This is a genomic window from Pantoea sp. B566, assembly GCF_024793925.1.
In the GTDB taxonomy this organism is placed as follows: domain Bacteria; phylum Pseudomonadota; class Gammaproteobacteria; order Enterobacterales; family Enterobacteriaceae; genus Pantoea; species Pantoea ananatis.
Genome location: NZ_JANUQL010000003.1, coordinates 3053001 through 3073482, shown reverse-complemented (window position 1 = coordinate 3073482; position 20482 = coordinate 3053001). Strand labels below are relative to the sequence as shown.

Annotated in this window: 18 protein-coding genes and 1 riboswitch; of the genes, 5 read left to right on the top strand and 13 right to left on the bottom strand. The window is 54.4% G+C overall.

Annotated features, from left to right (window positions below; genetic code table 11):
* Positions 1-26: 26 nt before the first annotated feature.
* Positions 27-1433, bottom strand: a complete 1407-nt coding sequence (gene dnaB, locus NYE92_RS16020) for a replicative DNA helicase (RefSeq protein WP_013024164.1) — start codon at positions 1431-1433, stop codon at positions 27-29.
* Between the two features lie 96 nt (positions 1434-1529).
* Between dnaB and NYE92_RS16015 the strand changes: the two genes are divergently transcribed.
* On the top strand, positions 1530-2513 hold the full coding sequence (locus NYE92_RS16015) for a quinone oxidoreductase (RefSeq protein ID WP_014606941.1): 984 nt from the start codon (positions 1530-1532) through the stop codon (positions 2511-2513).
* A gap of 181 nt (positions 2514-2694) precedes the next feature.
* Here NYE92_RS16015 and pspG read toward each other — a convergent pair whose 3' ends face one another.
* The 3 genes from pspG to NYE92_RS16000 form a co-directional block, all read right to left on the bottom strand.
* Entirely contained in the window at positions 2695-2961 is a 267-nt protein-coding gene (gene pspG / locus NYE92_RS16010) for an envelope stress response protein PspG (RefSeq protein WP_014606942.1), read from the bottom strand.
* Positions 2962-3123: 162 nt separating this feature from the next.
* The gene (dusA, locus tag NYE92_RS16005; protein ID WP_013024161.1) at positions 3124-4119 is read right to left on the bottom strand and encodes a tRNA dihydrouridine(20/20a) synthase DusA; all 996 of its coding nucleotides are present in this window, start codon (positions 4117-4119) and stop codon (positions 3124-3126) included.
* Positions 4120-4217: 98 nt separating this feature from the next.
* Positions 4218-5489, bottom strand: a complete 1272-nt coding sequence (locus NYE92_RS16000) for a conjugal transfer protein TraF (protein ID WP_013024160.1) — start codon at positions 5487-5489, stop codon at positions 4218-4220.
* A gap of 428 nt (positions 5490-5917) precedes the next feature.
* Here NYE92_RS16000 and zur point away from each other — a divergent pair, with 428 nt between their 5' ends.
* On the top strand, positions 5918-6439 hold the full coding sequence (zur, locus tag NYE92_RS15995; RefSeq protein ID WP_072136294.1) for a zinc uptake transcriptional repressor Zur: 522 nt from the start codon (positions 5918-5920) through the stop codon (positions 6437-6439).
* A gap of 70 nt (positions 6440-6509) precedes the next feature.
* Here the strand turns inward: zur and NYE92_RS15990 are convergent, their stop codons facing one another.
* The 4 genes from NYE92_RS15990 to NYE92_RS15975 form a co-directional block, all read right to left on the bottom strand.
* Positions 6510-6722 carry a CsbD family protein gene (locus NYE92_RS15990; RefSeq protein ID WP_014606944.1) on the bottom strand — a complete coding sequence of 71 codons (213 nt, stop codon included), beginning with the start codon at positions 6720-6722 and terminating at the stop codon, positions 6510-6512.
* Between the two features lie 171 nt (positions 6723-6893).
* On the bottom strand, positions 6894-8216 hold the full coding sequence (gene dinF, locus NYE92_RS15985; RefSeq protein WP_013024157.1) for an MATE family efflux transporter DinF: 1323 nt from the start codon (positions 8214-8216) through the stop codon (positions 6894-6896).
* A gap of 110 nt (positions 8217-8326) precedes the next feature.
* Positions 8327-8941, bottom strand: a complete 615-nt coding sequence (gene lexA, locus NYE92_RS15980; RefSeq protein WP_014595061.1) for a transcriptional repressor LexA — start codon at positions 8939-8941, stop codon at positions 8327-8329.
* A 106-nt stretch (positions 8942-9047) separates the two neighbouring features.
* On the bottom strand, positions 9048-9416 hold the full coding sequence (locus NYE92_RS15975) for a diacylglycerol kinase (protein ID WP_013024155.1): 369 nt from the start codon (positions 9414-9416) through the stop codon (positions 9048-9050).
* A gap of 128 nt (positions 9417-9544) precedes the next feature.
* On the opposite strand from NYE92_RS15975, the gene plsB reads away from it, so the two are divergent.
* Complete coding sequence (gene plsB, locus NYE92_RS15970) at positions 9545-11971, top strand: glycerol-3-phosphate 1-O-acyltransferase PlsB (RefSeq protein WP_014595060.1); 2427 nt, start codon at positions 9545-9547, stop codon at positions 11969-11971.
* Between the two features lie 129 nt (positions 11972-12100).
* On the opposite strand, the gene ubiA is transcribed toward plsB, so the two are convergent.
* The 3 genes from ubiA to psiE all read right to left on the bottom strand — a co-directional run bounded on the left by ubiA (position 12101) and on the right by psiE (position 14004).
* A complete protein-coding gene (ubiA, locus tag NYE92_RS15965) occupies positions 12101-12985 on the bottom strand; it encodes a 4-hydroxybenzoate octaprenyltransferase (protein WP_014606947.1) in 885 nt (294 codons plus the stop codon).
* Between the two features lie 11 nt (positions 12986-12996).
* Positions 12997-13509: a chorismate lyase gene (ubiC, locus tag NYE92_RS15960; RefSeq protein ID WP_013024152.1), complete on the bottom strand. Its 513-nt coding sequence runs from the start codon at positions 13507-13509 to the stop codon at positions 12997-12999.
* Between the two features lie 84 nt (positions 13510-13593).
* Positions 13594-14004, bottom strand: coding sequence for a phosphate-starvation-inducible protein PsiE (gene psiE, locus NYE92_RS15955; RefSeq protein ID WP_013024151.1), 411 nt, complete (start codon positions 14002-14004; stop codon positions 13594-13596).
* Between the two features lie 627 nt (positions 14005-14631).
* On the opposite strand from psiE, the gene NYE92_RS15950 reads away from it, so the two are divergent.
* A complete protein-coding gene (locus NYE92_RS15950) occupies positions 14632-15444 on the top strand; it encodes an alkaline phosphatase family protein (RefSeq protein WP_014606949.1) in 813 nt (270 codons plus the stop codon).
* A gap of 397 nt (positions 15445-15841) precedes the next feature.
* Positions 15842-17467 (top strand): Na/Pi cotransporter family protein, encoded by a 1626-nt coding sequence (locus tag NYE92_RS15945; RefSeq protein ID WP_014606950.1) that lies wholly within the window; start codon positions 15842-15844, stop codon positions 17465-17467.
* Between the two features lie 48 nt (positions 17468-17515).
* Here NYE92_RS15945 and panS read toward each other — a convergent pair whose 3' ends face one another.
* Both panS and lysC read right to left on the bottom strand, forming a co-directional pair.
* On the bottom strand, positions 17516-18436 hold the full coding sequence (panS, locus tag NYE92_RS15940; protein WP_013024148.1) for a ketopantoate/pantoate/pantothenate transporter PanS: 921 nt from the start codon (positions 18434-18436) through the stop codon (positions 17516-17518).
* 117 nt (positions 18437-18553) lie between these two features.
* Entirely contained in the window at positions 18554-19906 is a 1353-nt protein-coding gene (gene lysC, locus NYE92_RS15935; protein WP_014595054.1) for a lysine-sensitive aspartokinase 3, read from the bottom strand.
* A 110-nt stretch (positions 19907-20016) separates the two neighbouring features.
* A riboswitch (Lysine riboswitch) is annotated at positions 20017-20209 on the bottom strand.
* Positions 20210-20482 lie beyond the last annotated feature (273 nt).

Here is a 20482-nt window from a genome sequence, read left to right as displayed (position 1 = left end):
ATCGTGCATGTCGGCACACAGCAGCATTACTCGTCGTCGTATTGCGGCCCAGCGTAGTTATCGAAACGCGACCACTGACCGTTAAAAGTGAGGCGAACGGTACCGATGGGGCCGTTACGCTGCTTACCCAGGATGATCTCGGCAATCCCTTTAAGATCGCTGTTTTCGTGGTAGACCTCATCGCGATAGATAAACATGATCAAGTCGGCATCCTGCTCGATCGATCCGGATTCACGCAGATCGGAGTTCACCGGGCGTTTATCTGCGCGCTGCTCCAGAGAGCGGTTTAACTGGGATAAGGCCACCACTGGCACATTCAGCTCTTTTGCCAGCGCTTTGAGTGAACGGGAAATCTCCGCGATTTCCAGCGTACGGTTATCTGACAGTGCCGGGACGCGCATCAGCTGCAGGTAGTCGATCATAATCAGGCTCAGTCCACCGTTCTCACGGTAGATACGACGCGCGCGCGAACGCACTTCGGTTGGCGTCAGGCCTGAAGAATCATCGATATACATATTCTTCTTTTCCAGCAGGATGCCCATGGTGCCTGAAATCCGCGCCCAGTCTTCATCGTCGAGCTGGCCGGTACGGATGCGCGTTTGATCCACGCGCGACAAGGAAGCCAGCATACGCATCATGATCTGCTCACTGGGCATTTCCAGACTGAAGATCAGAACCGGCTTGTCCTGCAGCATCGCGGCATTTTCGCACAGGTTCATGGCAAAGGTGGTTTTACCCATAGACGGACGGGCAGCCACAATAATCAGGTCTGACCGTTGAAGCCCGGCGGTTTTCTTATTCAGGTCCTGGTAGCCGGTATCCACTCCGGTGACACCATCATGCGGCGTCTGATACAGCGACTCAATGCGAGAAACGGTCGCTTCAAGAATCTGCTCGATGTTCTTTGGGCCGTCATCTTTATTGGCCCGCGCCTCTGCAATCTTAAATACGTTCGACTCAGCAAAATCCAGCAGATCTTCACTGCTGCGCCCTTGTGGATCGTAACCGGCATCGGCGATCTGGTTTGCCACGGCGATCATTTCGCGCACCACGGCGCGTTCGCGCACGATATCGGCATAAGCGCCGATGTTCGCAGCACTGGGCGTATTTTTGGCCAGCTCAGCCAGATAGGCGAAACCGCCTGCCATTTCCAGTTCGCCCCGCGTTTCGAGCGATTCTGACAGGGTGATCAGATCGATTGGCTTACTGTTTTCCAGCAGGCGCTGCATCTCGGAAAAAATCAGACGGTGCGAGCGATTAAAGAAATCATTAGCTACGACGCGTTCGGACACATTGTCCCAGCGCTCGTTATCCAGCATTAACCCACCCAGTACCGACTGTTCCGCTTCCAGCGAATGCGGGGGCATTTTCACGCCTTCCAACTGGCGATCCTGCGTTTCGTTCGATTTGTTGGTGGGTTTATTTCCTGCCATAGTGAATGCATTACCGATCTTCTGTGGGGACGCGCAAGTATACCTCAGTTAAGGGGCGCGCCTCACCCTCATGATGAAACAATCACAGGAGTAAGAATGGCAAAGCGTATTCAGTTCAACGCACACGGCGGTCCCGAGGTCTTAAACTGGGTCGATTTTGAGCTTGCCGATCCCACCGAGCATGAAATCCAGGTAGAGAATCGCGCGATTGGCATTAACTATATTGATACCTACGTGCGCAGCGGCCTGTATCCAACGGGCCATTTTCCCTCGGGGCTGGGCACCGAGGCGGCCGGTGTCGTCACCCGCGTCGGTTCGGCCGTTACGCGCTTTACGCCCGGCGATCGCGTCGTATATTGCCAGGCGGCGCTGGGCGCTTACAGTGAACGCCACAATGTAGCTGAAGAGCGTCTGATGCTGTTACCAGACGCAATTAGCTTTGAGCAGGCAGCCGCCAGTTTCCTCAAAGGCCTGACCACACAGTATCTGCTTCGTCAGACCTACAAGGTAAAACCGGATGAAACATTCCTGTTTCATGCGGCGGCCGGTGGGGTTGGGCTGATTGCCTGCCAGTGGGCGAAAGCGCTTGGCGCACACCTGATTGGCACCGTCGGCTCTCCAGAAAAAGCGGCGCGGGCAAAAAATGCCGGCGCCTGGGCCACCATTAACTACCAGCAAGAAGATATTGCCCAGCGCGTCATGGAACTGACCGCAGGCGAAAAGGTTGGCGTGGTATATGACTCCGTGGGTAAAGCGACCTGGGAGGCCTCGCTAGACTGTCTGCGCCGTCAGGGGCTGATGGTGAGCTTTGGTAATGCTTCGGGTCCGGTGACCAATATCGATCTCAGTATCCTGAACAAAAAGGGATCGTTGTTCGTTACCCGGCCCTCCCTGTTTGGTTACATCACCAATCGCCAGGAACTGGAGACAGCCAGCGCTGAGCTGTTTTCTTTGCTGGCCAGCGGTGCGATTAAGGTCGATGTGCCAGAACAGCAACAATTTGCCCTTAAAGACGCCAGTAAGGCACATCAGGTGCTGGAAAGCCGGGCCACGCACGGATCGAGCCTGTTAATTCCGTGAAATAAAAAGGGCTTCCCGCAGGAAGCCCTTCTTTTATTTTTCATTCGCACTGATGTAGGGGCAGAAGCGATGAACAGATTATGAAATCACGCGAGCCATCCTGACAGAAAATATAAGTAAAAAGTATGGTCCGCAGCCATTATCTTACCGGCAATCTCTTAACCTGTGATCTCGCCCACATTTAGTACCGGCCATCTCTTTCCAGTCGGCTGAAGCGGCGTTTGAGCCTGTTGCGTCGACGTGTGTCTTCATCAGTAAAAAAGCGGCGATAAAGCCACACCGCTGCCACCGCCAGTATGAGCCAGGGCAGAACGTGTACGATAAGCGCAAACACGCCACCGATAAACATCACCACCGTCGCGACGATCAGGGCAGCAATGACGCCTAACAGGGACACGCCGGTGAATAACAGCATCAGGAAAAAACCCAATACAAAAAGTATGTCCATTTTGGTGCTCCTCGTTATCAATAGATTATTTATTACAAGAAACGTGCCAAAGGTTAACTTTTTGATTTTAAATAAGATAACAGAATAGCCCCAGCCCAAAGATGATGAAATTCACCAAATTATGGTGTTAAAAAAACCAGCCTGATGGCTGGTTTGGCAGAACTAGGCTTCCTGAGGAATTTTGTCGGCGACCAACGCCAGCGCCGCCTCCAGCACGCGGACGTCAGCGCCAGGTTTGTGCGCATTTTCACTAAGATGACGACGCCACTGACGTGCACCAGGAATGCCCTGGAACAGGCCCAACATATGGCGCGTGACATGGCCGAGATAGGTGCCTTTCGACAGTTCTGCCTCGATATAAGGATACATCGCGCGCACCACCGCAACCGGATCGACAGCAGGACGGTCGCGGCCAAATAATTCACGATCCACCTGTGCGAGGATACCGGGGTTTTGATAGGCTTCGCGGCCCATCATGACGCCATCCAGATGCTGAAGATGCGTTTTCGCTTCTTCAAGCGTTTTAACGCCGCCGTTAATCGCAATCGTTAACTGAGGGAAATCGCGTTTTAACTGGTAAACACGTGGATAATCCAGCGGTGGGATCTCACGGTTCTCTTTCGGGCTGAGTCCGGAAAGCCAGGCTTTGCGGGCATGGATAATAAAGGTGTCACAACCACCGCGTTCGGCAACCGTGCCGATAAAGTCGGTAAGGAAAGCATAGCTGTCCTGATCGTCAATGCCGATGCGCGTTTTAACCGTTACCGGGATATCCACCACATCGCGCATCGCTTTGATGCCGTCAGCCACTAAGCCAGCTTCCGCCATCAGGCAGGCGCCAAAACGACCATTCTGTACCCGATCTGACGGGCAACCGACATTAAGGTTCACCTCATCGTAACCGCGCTGTTCCGCCAGCGCCGCACACTGCGCCAGGGCTGCGGGATCGCTGCCGCCCAACTGCAACGCGACCGGGTGCTCCTGTTCGCTGTATGCCAGATAATCGCCTTTGCCGTGAATAATCGCGCCCGTCGTGACCATCTCGGTATACAGCAGCGTGTCAGCCGTAAGCTGGCGATGGAAATAGCGACAGTGACGGTCAGTCCAGTCGAGCATGGGGGCAATGGAGAAGCGTTGGGATGAAAAAGTATCGGTCATGAAGCGCAGTCGGTCCGGTGGTTAACAGTGATGATATTCTGCGCAAGGATAGCATAAGGGCGGGCGACAAGGTATCGCCCGCCCGTGAATGGCGGAGATTAGAAATTAAATCCGAGCTGAGCCATCGCGCCCCAGGTATTGTTTTGGCCTACCGAACCCGCCAGATCCAGGTGCACAGAATTATTGAATGGTGACAGGCCGAAACCGGCTGTGGCTACGTTTTCATCAGTCGAACGCATGTCCGCGCGGTAACCAGCACGTAACTGCAGCCAGTCCAGTACACGGTATTCCGCACCGACGCCAGCGTACTGGCTGTTTTCCTGCGATTTAAAGCGATGGGTTTCAGTGAGGTCAACATCGCCTGTCAGGGTAACGGGACCTTTATCCCAGGCTAAACCCGCTGTTACTAACGGCCGGATTTCGTAAGTATCGCGGTAGCCGTTCACTTCTTTCGTTTCCAGATCGCGGGAAACCAGGTTTTGTCCGGTCACGCCCAGCGTCCAGTTTTCAGCAAACACTGTCGCCATGCCGGCATCAATGTTGAAGCCACTTTCCGTGCTGCGGTAGCGGCCATCGCGTAAATCGTTTTTGTCGTAGTTATAGACGCTGGCGGAATAGTTATACAGCCAGGTTTTTTGCAGCTTGGGTGTAATGCCAATTGAAACCGGCTGACCGGCGATGGTGAATTCATGCGCAACGGCAATACCATAATCCGTATTCAGTGCAGCCAGCCCATTGGCACTGGAACCCAGCAAGTTTTGGATATTAGCCAGCCCAAAGGGACCGCCAGGAATACCTGCAAAGGAGCCATCAGCAACGCCCTGCAGTATGACAATGTCGCCCTCTTTCACGTTTGCGCGTACATGTGCTGTACCGTAAGCCTTAGTCACAAAAGCAAAAGGCAGGGTTTCGTTAGGGATGGTTACGGCAATCGCCACGCCCGCTGTGGCATTAGCTTTGTTACCACGTAAGTCCCGGAGCGTATTCGCTAAGTCGCCTGAAGCGGCCTGTATCTCAGGAATACGACGCAACAGCTCAAACCCCGATGCATTTTCGAACAGATCCTGATAGCGATTCACTGTGTCAGTGATGTTATCGATCTTATCGACCATCTTGTCTTTGTCGGTGATTTGCGCACCGGCACTGGGAATAATGATGCTGACATCGTCATCAGGTTTCGCTTTGGTCATCAAGGCCGGGTTGGCCAGAACGGCTGATCCGTAGGTCGACGACGCCACGCCTGTTCCACCCATGGCATCGTTACGGGCATCATACCAGGTTCCTGCGGCCAGCGCGGAAGATGAAAAAACCAGGGCATTGAACACTGCAGGAAAAACCAGAACGGAACGTGGTACGGTTAATTTTGCCATTTGCTTATCATCACCTGAAATATTGCCGTCAAAACATTAACGACTGAATAGTTTGTTAGCTCCATTGTGGAGGATTGCTAACGCTTTATTGCTGTGAATTCAGAGTAAATAGTGGCGCAATTCCGTGGATTGATTATTTTTCGATCCGATATGTGCAGTTACCGCCAGAAAAGCTTCAGGCAAATCCGGTCTGAGCCAGCACTTTATTAAGAACATTTAAACATTAGTGCTTAACTCAGTGAGATGTAAAGTAAAAGTAAAAAATATCTATAAACATTCTGAAATACACTGGTCTCAGGCGGGTTGTTGCCGGGGGAAAACAGGGGGTAAAAGCGGCCAAAAAGGCAGGCTTAGGGACTCCTGGCGAGGTTCAGCGTCAACATAATTATTGTGATAAGATAACATCACCTGTCCAGCGGAGAACTTTCATGTCAACCATGACGCCAGAGCAAATTATGACCCAGGCTGAGAAGCTGTGTTTACAGCGCGGTGTCCGCCTGACAACACAGCGAGCAGAAGTGCTGAGGTTGATGGCCGGACAGCCTGGCTCAATCAGTGCCTATGATCTGCTGGATCAGCTGCGGGTTAGCGAGCCACAGGCAAAACCGCCCACCGTTTATCGCGCGCTGGATTTCCTGCTGGAGCAGGGATTTATTCATCGGGTGGAATCAAATAACAGCTACGTAATGTGCCATCACTTCGAAGCGCCTGCACACACGTCGGTTATGCTGGTGTGCGATCGCTGTGCTGGCGTGACCGAAAAGCAGGCTCAGGGCGCGGAGCAGATCATCGCCTCTTTGGCTGAGGAAGCCCATTTTGTCCTCAGAAATAGCGTGATCGAAGCGCATGGCTTATGTGAGAACTGTGCTGAAGTTGAGGCGTGTGAACAGCATGAACATTGTGATCACGATCATCATACTGAAGGGAAAAAGCGCGGTAAGCGGGGCTAGTTTGCACATCCTTGTGCGGTGGCCGGCATGAGCGTACCGACCCGGGTAGGAGCGTCCCTGAAAAGCGTGATTACCAGCGGTAATCTTTGTTAGAACCTTCCCAGGCCGTTACTTCCTTCTCCGCTTCTTCTTTTGCGTAGCCGTAACGTTCCTGGATTTTACCGACCAGCTGATCGCGTTTACCTTCAATGACTTGCATGTCATCATCGGTCAGCTTGCCCCATTTCTCTTTCATTTTTCCTTTGAACTGTTTCCAGTTACCACTCGCTTCGTCTTTATTCATTACAGACCTCCACGTTATCCTTCGGTTTCGCATTATCTTGCAGTTAAGCAAAATCACGATATAAAGCGCTGGTCATCAGCGCCATTCAAAGTTAATTGTAGTAGGTAATTTCAGGATTGCCGGAAAAAATGAAAATATTATGTATCCTGCGTCATAATTCCGGCTGAGCGGTCAGGCATTGAACCAGGTGCCATTACGCCAGTGCTTCCGCCAGACCAGCCACAAGGATAAGCCACGCAGGGCCAGGAAAACGGCGATAGCCAGCCACAAACCATGGTTGCCCAGCCAAGGCAGTGTCGTGAGCGTCAGGAAGTAACCCAGCGCAGCCACTGCCATGCTGTTACGCATTTCTCTGCCCCGCGTTGCACCAATGAACATGCCATCCAGCAGATAGCACCAGACGCCGATCAGCGGTAACACCATCTGCCAAATCAGAAAACTATCGGCCGCCTCTTGCAGTGCACGAATAGAAGTCAGCAAAGTCACGATCTGATAGCCAAAAAAAGCATAGGCCAGCGAGAAAAACAGCGCCACTAACAGGGCCTGGCGACAGGCAGACAACCATACCTGCTGCAGTCGGCTACCGTCTTTTGCCCCGTGAGCTTCGCCAGCAAAGGCCTCGACGGCGTAGGCAAAGCCGTCCAGGGCATAAGCGGTAAAAGTAATAAACATCAGAAGGATAGCATTTACCGCTACCACATCCGGGCCAATACGGGCACCCAGTACGGTCAGCGAGGCAAAGCAGAGCTGCAAGAGCAATGAGCGCAGTAAGATATCGCGGTTAAGGCGAAGAAGGCGGTGAATATCGCCACGCCAGCTGCGGGCGAGCATATCAAACCTGATACCACGGAGCCTTAATACGCGCCACACCATCGCCATACCGACCAGCAACGTCGCGTATTCTGCCAGCGCGGTGGCGGTGGCGGCACCGGCCACGCCCCAGTGCAGGCCCAGAACCAACCAAAGATCTAACAGGATATTGATGACATTCCCCACCACCAGCAGGATGACGGGTGCCCGGGCATACTGAACGCCCAGCAGCCAGCCCAGGATTACCAGGTTAGCCAGCGTTGCGGGCGCGCTGAGCCAGCGAATATGAATAAACAGGGCAGCCTGTTCCAGCACCGACGGATCCCCACCGACAAAGCGGGTCGCCAATGCGGTGACGGGATAGCGGAGGAAGATAAACAGGATGCCGACCACCAGGGCGATGATCAGTGGCTGTGTCAGCGCACGCGCCAGCGCGGTCTTATCGCCCGCACCGAATGCCTGTGCCGTTAAGCCCGTAGTGCTCATGCGTAGAAAAAGCAGCAACATGAAGACAAAGCTGGTGACGGTCGTGCCTACGGCGACGCCGCCCAGATAGATCGGACTGTCGAGATGGCCAATAACGGCCGTATCGACCAAGCCGAGCAAAGGAACCGTAATATTTGACAGGATCATGGGCAGCGCTAACCGCCACAGTTTTTTATCGGTAGCCGTCAGAAAGCGCATTCGTGAATCCGTGCGATGAACCGCCGGGGTTTCAGGTCAACCCACAGCGGAAAAGTAAGGACAAGCAGGGGAATAGTAAGATTGACGAAAGCCGACAATCTTAACCGGTTTTACAGCCACTCACCGTTACGCACAATGCCCACGGCCAGACCTTCAACGGTCAGTGACTGGGCACGGGTGTCAACAACGATAGGCTCGAAATCATTGTTTTCAGGTAAGAGATGCACCACAGAACCCTGCTTTTTCCAGCGTTTTACCGTGACTTCGTCATCGATGCGCGCCACCACAACCTGACCATTGCGCACGTCCTGCGTTTTGTGTACGGCCAGCAGATCGCCATCCATGATGCCGATGTCTTTCATTGACATACCGCTTACGCGCAGCAGGAAATCCGCTGAAGGCTTGAACATGTCGGGATCCACTTTGTAATGCGTTTCAATGTGTTCCTGGGCCAGTAATGGCTCACCGGCGGCAACACGACCGATCAGCGGCAGGCCCTCTGATGGCTCTTCTTCCATTAACAAACGGATACCGCGGGACGCACCAGAGACAATTTCAATCACGCCTTTACGCGCCAGTGCTTTCAAGTGTTCTTCGGCCGCATTGGGCGAACGAAAACCGAGTTGTGCAGCAATTTCTGCACGCGTTGGCGGCATGCCTGTTTGATTAATGTGGTCGCGAATCAAGTCGTAGACCTGTTGCTGCCTGCTGGTTAATGCTTTCATCCCGCCCCCTGGTTGTTTATACAGTCGCTGTGAGTATATACAGGTATTGGTGAAATGGAAACCAAAACTCAGGTCAAAATCAGTTATTTGAGCCGAGATGGAACGCTTATCGCAAATGCGACCAAAGCAGCGTTCCCCAGACAAAAAGGGCCAGTAATATTGCGATAAAAACGGCAGCGGATCCCATGTCTTTTGCCCGCCCGGCAAGCGGATGACGCTCCTGGCCTGTGCGGTCTACCACGGCTTCTATCGCGCTGTTCAGGACTTCGACAATAATCACCAGCACGACAGAACCAATCATCAGGATGCGCGAAACAGTATCGACATCCAGCCAGCAGGCCAGGATAATCGCCACCACTGCGGCAACCGCTTCCTGACGAAAAGCGGCTTCGTGCTGCCAGGCAGCACGCAGACCTTGCCATGAATAGCCGGCCGCTTTCACAATACGGTTAAGGCCGGTGGCATTATTTGTCATAATAAAGGAACTCTTTTCAAAGGATTGACGTCAATATTGGGCAGCGCACAATTGTCGCTGTCACAGATTTTTGCTGCGCTTTCTGATAAGCTTGCGCCGCTTTGCTAACAAGAGGCTTCATATTGTCTATGTCAGGTTGGCGTATACTTTTTTATAAATTACTGAATTTACCCCTTTCGTTTCTGGTAAAGAGTAAGGCCATTCCGGCCGATCCCGTATCCGAACATGGGCTGGATCCTACCCGGCCTATTATGTATGTCCTGCCTTATGATTCAAAGGCCGATCTCCTCACTTTGCGTGCGCAGTGCATCCGGCACGATCTGCCCGATCCGCTCTCACCACTGGAGATTGACGGGGCCCTGTTGCCGCGCCATGTCTTTATTCACGACGGTCCGCGCGTGTTCCCCTATTTCGTGCCCAGCGTCGAGTCGGTAAAAATCTTCCACGAATATCTTGATCTGCACCGCAGTAATCCTGAGCTTGATATTCAGATGTTACCGGTTTCAGTTATGTTTGGTCGTGCACCTGGCCGGGAAGTGCAGGGTGAAGACAATCCACCGCATTTGCGCTTGCTTAACGGCGTACAAAAATTCTTTGCCGTGCTCTGGCATGGACGTGACAGTTTTGTGCGCTTCTCACCGACCGTCTCTCTGCGTCGTATGGCGACTGAGCACGGCACGGATAAATCCATCGCCCAGAAACTGGCCCGGGTTGCCCGTATCCACTTTGCCCGTCAGCGTCTGGCGGCTGTTGGCCCGCGCCTTCCCGCGCGCCAGGATTTGTTCAACCGCCTGCTGCAATCGAAGGCGATTGAAAAAGCGGTAGAAGACGAAGCACGCAGTAAAAAGATTTCCCATGAGAAAGCGCAGCAGAACGCCATCGAGATGATGGAAGAGATTGCCGCCAACTTCTCCTATGAAGCCATTCGCGTGACGGACCGGGTAATGGGCTGGCTCTGGAGCCGCCTCTATCAGGGTATCAATGTGAACGGCGGTGAGCGCGTGCGTCAGTTGGCGCAGGACGGACACGAGATCGTTTATGTGCCCTGCCACCGCAGCCACATGGATTACCTGCTGCTGTCTTACGTGCTGTATCACCAGGGGCTGGTACCGCCGCACATCGCCGCCGGTATTAACCTGAATTTCTGGCCTGCCGGGCCGATTTTCCGCCGTCTGGGTGCCTTCTTTATTCGCCGTACCTTTAAGGGCAACAAGCTCTACTCCACCGTTTTCCGCGAATATCTGGGCGAGCTTTTTACCCGCGGCTATTCCGTCGAGTACTTCGTTGAAGGCGGCCGTTCACGTACTGGCCGACTGCTGGATCCTAAAACCGGGACGTTATCCATGACGCTGCAGGCCATGTTGCGCGGCGGTACGCGCCCTATCACGTTAGTGCCTATTTACATCGGCTATGAACACGTCATGGAAGTGGGAACCTACGCGAAAGAACTGCGCGGTGCCGTTAAAGAGAAAGAAGGCTTTATGCAGATGGTGCGCGGCTTGCGCAAGCTGCGTAACCTCGGCCAGGGATACGTGAATTTTGGTGAGCCGCTGCCGCTGATAAATTATCTGAACAAGCGCGTTCCTGAATGGCGGGATTCTATCGATCCCATTGAAGCCCAACGCCCGGGTTGGTTAACCCCAACGGCGAATGATATCGCGGCCACCATCATGGTGCGAATCAATGAAGCCGGCGCGGCGAATGCCATGAACCTGTGCGTGACCGCCCTGCTTGCTTCACGTCAGCGCTCACTAACTCGCGAGCAGCTGATTGAGCAACTGGAGTGCTACACCCAGTTGCTGCGCAATGTGCCCTACTCACCGGATGCAACATTGCCAGACATGTCCGCCGAAGCCTTGCTGGACCATGCCCTTAGCATGAACAAGTTCGAGAGTGAGAAAGACAGTATTGGTGACATCATTATTCTGCCGCGCGAGCAGGCCGTGCTGATGACCTACTACCGTAATAACATTCATCATATGCTCGTGATGCCAGCGCTGATTGCGGCGATTGTGCAGCAGCACCGTAATCTGAGCGAAGCCGAACTGCTGCGTCAGGTCAGTCTGATTTACCCCATGCTGAAGAGCGAACTGTTCCTGCGCTGGAGCAATGACCAACTGCCGCAGTTGCTCACTGATTTGTGCCAGGAACTGACGCGTCAGGGGCTGATTACCATTGAAGCGGGCCTGCTGTCGTTCAATACCGCGCGTTACCGTACGCTTCAGCTGCTGGCCGCAGGTGTACGTGAGACGCTGCAGCGCTACGCCATTACTTTCTCCATCCTGAGTGCCAAGCCCACCATCAACCGTGGCACGCTGGAAAAAGAGAGTCGTACCCTGGCGCAGCGTCTGAGCGTGTTGCACGGCATTAACGCGCCGGAGTTCTTTGATAAAGCCGTGTTTTCCTCACTGGTGCTCACACTGCGTGATGAAGGCTATATCAGCGACAGTGGCGATGCAGACGTGGCGCAGACGCTGGCGACCTGGCATATCCTGGCTGAGCTGGTTACCAGCGATGTACGCATGACCATTGAGAGCGCTGTCGCGCACGATTAACGAGTCAGCGACAACGAAAAAGGCGACCATTGAGGTCGCCTTTTTTATCCGCGTGCTGGCATGGCGCAACTACCCGCTTTGACCCACTTTCCAATCCACAAGCTGGCTGTGATGTCCTGTCAATGGCGTTTAAAGAAGCTGTGAAAACGGCGGCGTATTCATCAGCACGCCCAGAAACAGAACCAGTCCTACGTAGTTGTTGTTCAGAAAAGCGCGGAAACAGGCCTGGCGATCGCGCTCTGCGATCAGCTTTTGCTGATAAACAAACAGCCCGCCAGCCAGCAATAGTGTCCAGTAAAACGCCCCGTTCAGATCCAGAATCATCCCTACCCACGCCATGAGTACCAGCGTCGCCAACTGCAGCAAACCAATAATGAATTTGTCGTAGCGGCCAAACAGTATCGCCGTTGATTTAACGCCAATCTTCAAGTCATCATCGCGATCGACCATGGCATATTGCGTGTCATAGGCCACCGTCCAGCAAATGTTAGCCAGAAATACCAGCCAGCAGACAAGAGGTAAGGACTCACTAACTGCTGACCATGCCATGGGAATCGCCCAGCCAAATGCCGCGCCCAGCACCACCTGCGGCAAATGCGTATAGCGCTTCATAAACGGATAGACCCAGGCCAGTGCCAGGCCCACGATCGAGAGCATGATAGTCATCAGGTTCATGCTCAGCACCAGGGCAAAGGCAATCAGTCCTAACACCACAAATAAGTATTTGGCCTCTTTCGCAGTGACGGCACCGCTTGCCAGCGGCCGGTGCTTCGTGCGCTCGACATGACCATCGACCTTGCGATCGGCATAATCATTGATGACACAGCCTGCGGCGCGCATAACAAATACCCCGGCGACAAACACCGCCAGTATGTGTAGGGGCGGAACAGCCATCTTTGCCAACCACAGCGCCCACAATGTTGGCCACAGCAGCAGCAGAGCGCCAATCGGCTTATCAATGCGCATCAGGCGGCTATAAGCCTGCCATTTCGTCATGTTTTGTGTGTTCTGCACAGGTCAAACCCTTAACCTTGATCACGATAGAGCGGCGAAGCCGGTAAAAACAGTTCCGTTAACAGCAGCGGTTTCCCTGACAGTCGCAGGCGCGAGCGGCGTCCCCAGAGCGCATCAACGCGGCCAGGCTCAATGAAATCGCGGGTCAGCGTTGATGACGAGAACAGATAACGCCCCAGCGGGCGCGTACCGAGTTGCTGTAACATCGCTTCCGGGCCGTTGAGGGTACTTTCTGGCACCAGCGTGCGCCCTGCCAGCCAAGGTTCCTCATCCCCGTAGAGAATGACTTCTCGCAGCCAGAAACGCTGATCGGCAGGGAGTAATGCCCCTTCATCGCCGAGTTCATCGGCGGAGATAAAGTCCTCACGTACAGGTTCCACCCTGACCTTCTGGCAATGCTGTTCAAAGCGTCGCGTCATGGAATCCTCTTCCATTAGCCAGTCACGAAGCGGTTGCGTCAATGCGGCATCGTCCAGCGCCAGCCAGTTAAGTGAACGTAACGAACGGAGCGGGTCTTGCGTCATGGCACTTTCCCCTAAAAATTTTCAGAGCGGTAGTTTAGCGCAGAGCGATACGAGGAACACCCGTCATGAATGCTGAGAACGTGATTACTCGCGTTTAAGCCGGTTACTGTTTGCCAGCCACAGCGTGATCACTAGCAGCAGGATGGCCGCAGAGTAGCACAGCGTATCAAAGGGATTTTTATGGTCGACGATGATCAGCCTGATGATGGCCGTAATCCCGATATAGACAAAATAGCGCAAGGGAAAATGGTAGCCCGACTGAAAGTACTTCACGATGAGTGCAATGAACTCAAAGTAGAGAAAATAAATCACAATGCCCTCAATTAGCAGGTAGGAGGACGCCTGCTCACCGGTGCTAAACAGCACATTGGCCAGATGTACCGTCTCCTTGCCCAAAAATACCATCAAAATGAAGGCCAGGATCAACAGCCCCGCGTTCAGCACCCACTGCATCAGGCGCGCAATCTTCTGTGCTGCAGGATTTTTATCACTCATGTCACGCCTCGAGAATCGAATGGAGTTCGGTTAGCGTTATCATGCTTTAGTGTGACCTAAATCACAATATAGCCGTCAGGCTTACCGCATCCGCTGCCCTCTCCGACACAACGTTGAGACGTGCAGTGTTCCCTGTCAGGCAGGGTGAATTCCGTCTCCCTAAGGCGGAATGACACAGCTGTACAGGCCGGTTTTTTATTGCTGTGTTACGGCGGCTCACATCGGCCCGTTACGGCGGCTGATTTTCGCCGTGCCGCGGATTGTTAAGCCTGTCATCCATTTTTCATATCCGCAGACTACATTGGCTCGGCTTTTGCGAACGACGGCGTCAGACAATGCTTTCACCGGCGCCTCTGGATGAAGGCGTTTACTGCCCTGAGCTGGCGCGTAGCTTCTGTCCTCTAGCAGTGAGCAGAGTCAGGTGGCCGCAAAAAACGCGATGCAGTACGCGAGACGTCACCAGAAAGCAGACGGCTCGCAATAAGTTAGTGTGCGCACACTATCAAAATAGATCCTGCGCAGGCGGTAATGAGACGTGAAATCAAAGCCTGTCACCGCGTCAGATAACCTCACAGTGATCCCTGAGGGCTCAGACGCGCAAATTCAGCGGCGCAGCAAGGAGAAAACATGAAAACGATTTTGGTGATTTTGGACGGCCTGAGTCACTACGTTGCTCAACATGCTATGGGTTACCTGCATGCGGAATGCGCCCAGGACAGAGGGCATTATTACAGCCTGACCTGCGAGCTACCCTCGCTGTCACGTCCGCTGTATGAATGTATTCTGACCGGCGTTGCGCCGGTGCAGAGTGGCATCATTCATAACGACGTTAACCGTATGAGCCGCGAACGCAGTGTGTTTCACTATGCGCGCGATGCCGGACTGACCACCGCCGCCGCCGCTTACCACTGGATAAGCGAGCTGTATAACCGCACCCCTTTCGTCCCGGCACGCGATCGCCACACTGAGGCCCCGACCCTGCCTGTTCAGTTTGGTCATTTTTACGTCGATGACAGCTATCCAGACTCGCACCTGTTTGAAGATGCCGAGAGTCTTCGGTTACGTTACAACCCGGATTTCCTGCTGATTCATCCGATGAATATCGATCATGCCGGACATCAGCATGGCCTGTCTTCTGCGCAGTACCGTAACCGCGCGCGCATGGCGGATGGCTATCTGTCGCAGTGGATGCCCGGCTGGCTGGCAGAAGGCTATCAGGTCGTCGTCACGGCCGACCACGGGATGAACGACGACCGGTCGCACGGTGGCATGCTGCCAGAAGAAACGACCGTTCCGCTGTTTGTGTTTGGCGAGGGATTCTCGCTAAGGCCCGGCCTGGCGCCTCAACAAACCGAGCTTTGTGGCACCCTGTGTTCACTGCTTGATGTGCTCCATGATAAGCCAGTCCATCATGCCCTGCTGGCGGGCTCAGCATACTGAAGCTGGCGCCCTTCCCCGTGCGGCGGAAGGGTTAAGAACATGAACGTCTTAAACCCGCTCCTGTGCTGACCTGCCAGGGTCAGCAACCGGGTATCACCCGCAGCCCTCTCCGGCCAGCCCCGCGCCCACTGAACGTTTCTGCCGGTGCGATGCGCTACCGCTGACCGTTCAATCGGCCTGAAAAGGCTCGCCCGGTAAACGAAGCGGTGCGCGCAGGCCGGATTTGTCCATGCAGATCGCCAGAGTAGTCTACATTTAGAGATGTCGACGTTGCGCAGGTTGTTTAAAACACTGAAAAAAATTGCACAGCGTCCGGCAATCACGTGATCAGATTGCGTTCTCCATCAGGCTGGCAATCTGAACCGCCTGAAGCCTGATGGTTAAGGAGCCACTATACGTGTTAACCCTGCTTAACTTACTCTCTGCCGTTGCGCTTCTGGTATGGGGCACGCACATTACCCGCTCCGGAATTATGCGCGTATACGGTGCCGATTTGCGCCGGGTGCTCAGCCGCAGTGTAGAAAAGAAACCCATGGCGTTCCTGGCCGGCATTGGCGTGACCATGCTGGTACAAAGCAGCAATGCCACCACGCTGCTGGTGACCTCATTTGTGGCCCAAAACCTGGTGAGCCTGACACCGGCATTGGTGGTGATATTGGGTGCTGACGTGGGGACAGCCATTATGGCGCGCGTCCTGACGTTTGATCTCTCCTGGCTTTCACCACTGTTTATCTTTTTTGGCGTAGTGTTTTTCATCAGCCGCAAACAAACCCGCGCAGGACAGCTTGGACGTACCAGCATTGGTCTGGGGCTTATCCTGCTGGCGCTGCAGTTGATTGTCGAAGCCGCCAGGCCAATCACCCAGGCCTCGGGCGTACAGGTGCTGTTTTCCAGCTTAACGGGTGATGTGATGCTGGATGCCTTGATCGGCGCGGTCTTTGCGATTATCAGCTACTCAAGCCTGGCAGCGGTGCTGATTACGGCCACCCTGACGGCAACGGGCGTGATCGCCTTTAAGGTGGCGTTGTGCCTGGTGATTGGCGCTAACCTCGGCAGTGGTTTACTGGCCGTCATCAACGGCAGTGGCTCCAACGCGGCGGGTAAACGCGTCGCGATGGGCAGCCTGCTGTTTAAGCTGATTGGCTGCGTATTGATTCTGCCCTTTGTCGATCCGGTTGCGGTATGGCTGGACAAGCTGCCGGTGAACGACGAAGAGCTGGTGATCTTCTTTCACGTTTTCTACAACCTGATTCGCTGCGTGGTGATGGTGCCGTTCGCCGATGCCATGGCGCGTCTGTGTTGCCGACTGATTGCTGACGATGCCGAAAGCGATACCACGCTGAAACCCAGGCACCTTGACAGCAGCGCGCTGGATACACCGGCACTGGCGTTGGTTAACGCGGCGCGCGAAGCGTTGCGCATGGGCGACGTGCTGGAGCAGATGCTGGACACGTTTCTGCAAGTGGTTCGTGGAGAAGCACGCGCGGAACGTCGCGTGCGGCGGCTGGATGATGACGTCGATGTGCTCTACACCGCCATCAAACTCTATCTGGCGCGCATGCCCAAAGAGGATTTATCAGAGCAGGATTCTCGCCGTTGGGGAGAAGTGATTGAAATGTCGCTAAACCTGGAAATGGCAGGCGATATCATTGAACGCATGAGCGGCGATGTCGCCGATAAGTCTCTTGCCGCGCGGCGGACCTTTTCGCCAGAAGGCATGAAAGAGCTTGAGTCACTCTACGAACAGCTGGTTGAAAACCTGCGGCTGAGCCTGTCGGTTTTCCTCTCGCACGACGTCACCAGCGCGAAGCGGTTGCGCCGAGCCAAACACCGTTTCCGCCTGAAAATACGCCGTTATTCCCATTCACACGTCAATCGCCTGCACCAGCAGAATGTGCAGAGCATTGAAACCAGCTCACTCCATCTGGGCCTGCTGGGTGATATGAAGCGGCTGAACTCCCTGTTCTGCGCAGTGGCCTACACGGTGCTGGAACAGCCGGATGACGAAAGGGACGGGGATTAATTTACAGGGGCCATCCGGCCCCGTGATATCGGTTGTACAGGCAAAAAACTACTTCTTTTTCTCAACAGGTTTACCCGACCAGTAACCCGCCAGCAGTGAACCGGACAGGTTATGCCAGACAGAGAACAGGGCGCCCGGCAGCGCTGCCAGAGGAGAAAAGTAAAGTTTGCCCAGCGTTGCGGCCAGTCCTGAGTTTTGCATACCGACCTCAAGCGCCAGCGTGCGGCAGGTGGACTCATCAAAGCCAAACAGTTTACCGCCCCAGTAGCCTCCCAGCAGACCAATGGCATTGTGCAGGATGACCGCTGCAATCACCATGACACCGACTGAGGCAATAAAGCCCTGGCTACCTGCCACTACGGCGCTGATGATCAGCAGAATACAGAGCATGGAAAAGGCTGGTAGATAGGGCTCGATCCGGCGCACCACGCTGTTCATGGTGTGATGGATGATCAGGCCTAACCCGATAGGGATCACGACGATCTTCACGATGCTCAGTAGCATCCCAGCGACATCAACCTGAATGTGCGTATCCACGTAAAAGCGCGTCAGCAGCGGCGTGGCAAACACGCCCACCAATGCTGACACCGACGAGATCGTCACCGACAGGGCCACATCGCCTTTAGCCAGATAGATCATTACGTTAGAAGCGGTTCCACTGGCAACGCTGCCCACCAGAATCATCCCCGCAGCGAGATCCGGCGGCATATGAAACAGCTTAGCCAGCGCCCAGGCGGCCAGCGGCATGACCAGATAGTGTAAGAAGGTGCCGGCAATAACCGGCGCCGGGCGCGTCAGCACGCGTTTAAAATCATCAATGTTCAGCGTTACGCCCATGCCAAACATAATCAGCATCAGCAGATAAGCGACCCATGGACCGATGCCAAGAAAGGTTGTGGGTGAATAGTAGGCAGCGACAGACAACAGAATTGCCCACAAAGGAAACAGACGAGTTAAGGTGGCAAGCATAAACAGATATCCTTATGAGCGAGTGAGGGACTACTGTGAAAGCACGCTGTGCCGCCTGGCGGCCTGTCGTGAAAAAGCCGGACAGAGCCCGGCTTTAACCCAGTGGCGGCTGAGCGCTTATTCAAACAAATTGTGATGCAGTGTACGCACTACGCTTTCAGCATCATTGCCCGGCACAAGGAAACAGAGATTGTAGCTGCTGGCACCGTAGCAGATCATCCGCAGGTTAAAAGGTTCGAGCACGCCGAAGACCTCTTTCCCTACGCCGCAGGCTTTCGACAATTCGTTGCCGATAATGGCCACCAGCGCCAGGTTTTCTTCCACTTCCACCCGACAGAGTGACGACAGCTCCGTCAGCAGCGCCTGGCTCAGCAGATTGTCGCCCGTTGAGGTTGATCCCGTGGTATCCAGCGTTAACGCCACGCTGACTTCCGACGTGGTGATCAGATCCACTGACACGTTGTGACGCACCAGAATATTGAACACTTCAGACAGGAAGCCCGGCGTGTGTAGCATATTCAGGCTGTGCAGGGTGACCAGGGTTTGCTTGCGGCGCAGCGCCAGCGCACGGAACAGCGGTGGATTCGCCGTCTCATTGCACACGCGCGTACCGCCCGCGGCAGGATCTTTACTGGAACCAACAAACACCGGAATGTCGCTACGCACCGCAGGCAGCAGCGTCGCAGGGTGCAGCACTTTGGCCCCAAAGGTGGCCATTTCAGCCGCTTCTTCAAAGGTGATCTCATCAATACGTTTTGCCGCAGGCACCACGCGCGGATCGGTGGTGTAGATCCCCGGCACGTCCGTCCAGATATCCACGCGCGAGGCTTTTAACGCTTCACCCAGCAAGGCAGCCGTGTAGTCACTGCCGCCGCGACCTAACGTGGTCGTGCGCCCTTTTTCTTCGCTGCCGATAAAGCCCTGGGTCACCACCAGTGACGCAGCAATACGCGGTTGCAGTTGCGCGCTAACCTGTTCAGCCAGTACGGCCACATCGGGCTCAGCACGGCCAAAACGGTCATTGGTGCGCATGACTTTGCGTACATCGAACCATTCTGCATTAACCTTGCGTTCACGCAGGATCTCAACGAACAGCAAGGTCGACATCAGTTCGCCGTGGCTGACCAGTTCGTCGGTTAAGGCGTTAGACGTGGCCAGCGCGGCCGCATCGGACAGCATGCCGATGTTATCAATGATGCGGTCGATTTCGTCGCGAATGACGTCCGGATTTTGCAGACGATCGATGATGGCGTATTGAATGCGGCGGATGTCATCGAGTTGCGCTGCACGCTGCGATGTCTCCTGGCCTTCGGCAAGAGAGACCAGCAGGTTTGTGATGCCTGCAGAGGCAGAAAGCACCACCAGCCGGGTATTGCTGTCCTGCAATACCACATCGGCGCTACGGTTCATGGCATCGAAATCGGCAACGCTGGTACCGCCAAATTTCGCTACATTCAGATTCAGAGACATTGTATGACCTCGTGTCAGGGTACGTTGCCCTCATCCGTTAACGGGTGAGAAACAGTAATTCAGCCTAAGCACAAGGAAAGAGCAGAAACGGGTAAGATCGAATAGACGAGTCACCCAGAAGCGCTCCACCTTGCAAAACGTCCGACTGTGGACGTTTCTGGTGACAACCCAGAGGATTCAGCCCCTGTAGCCGACAGTCAACACACCGTGTGTTTACCACCTCGGCGTCGCTCCCCCTGATGTGTTATCGCCGGATACGGTTCCTCCAACACACTGCCTGGGCGACGCGCCTCTTCTGGCTTGCGCACGGGTGCGCAAGTAGCGCGCATAGATTTATCGATTTCTGGCCCTGCTGTCAATGACCGCTGTGGGACAATTTTTCATGCAGAGCGCACCGGATAACAAATTTTGCCCTAATGCAGCGACTACAGTGCTTAATGGCTTCAGCAACGCCACCACTTTCTGATGTGGCACAAGGTATGCGGTCTGCTAACAGGCCATACTTTTCAGCCTTTCCCCCATGGAATCAGGCTGAAATCTTGCCGCATTATTGACCGTAAAACAGCGTGTTTTCAT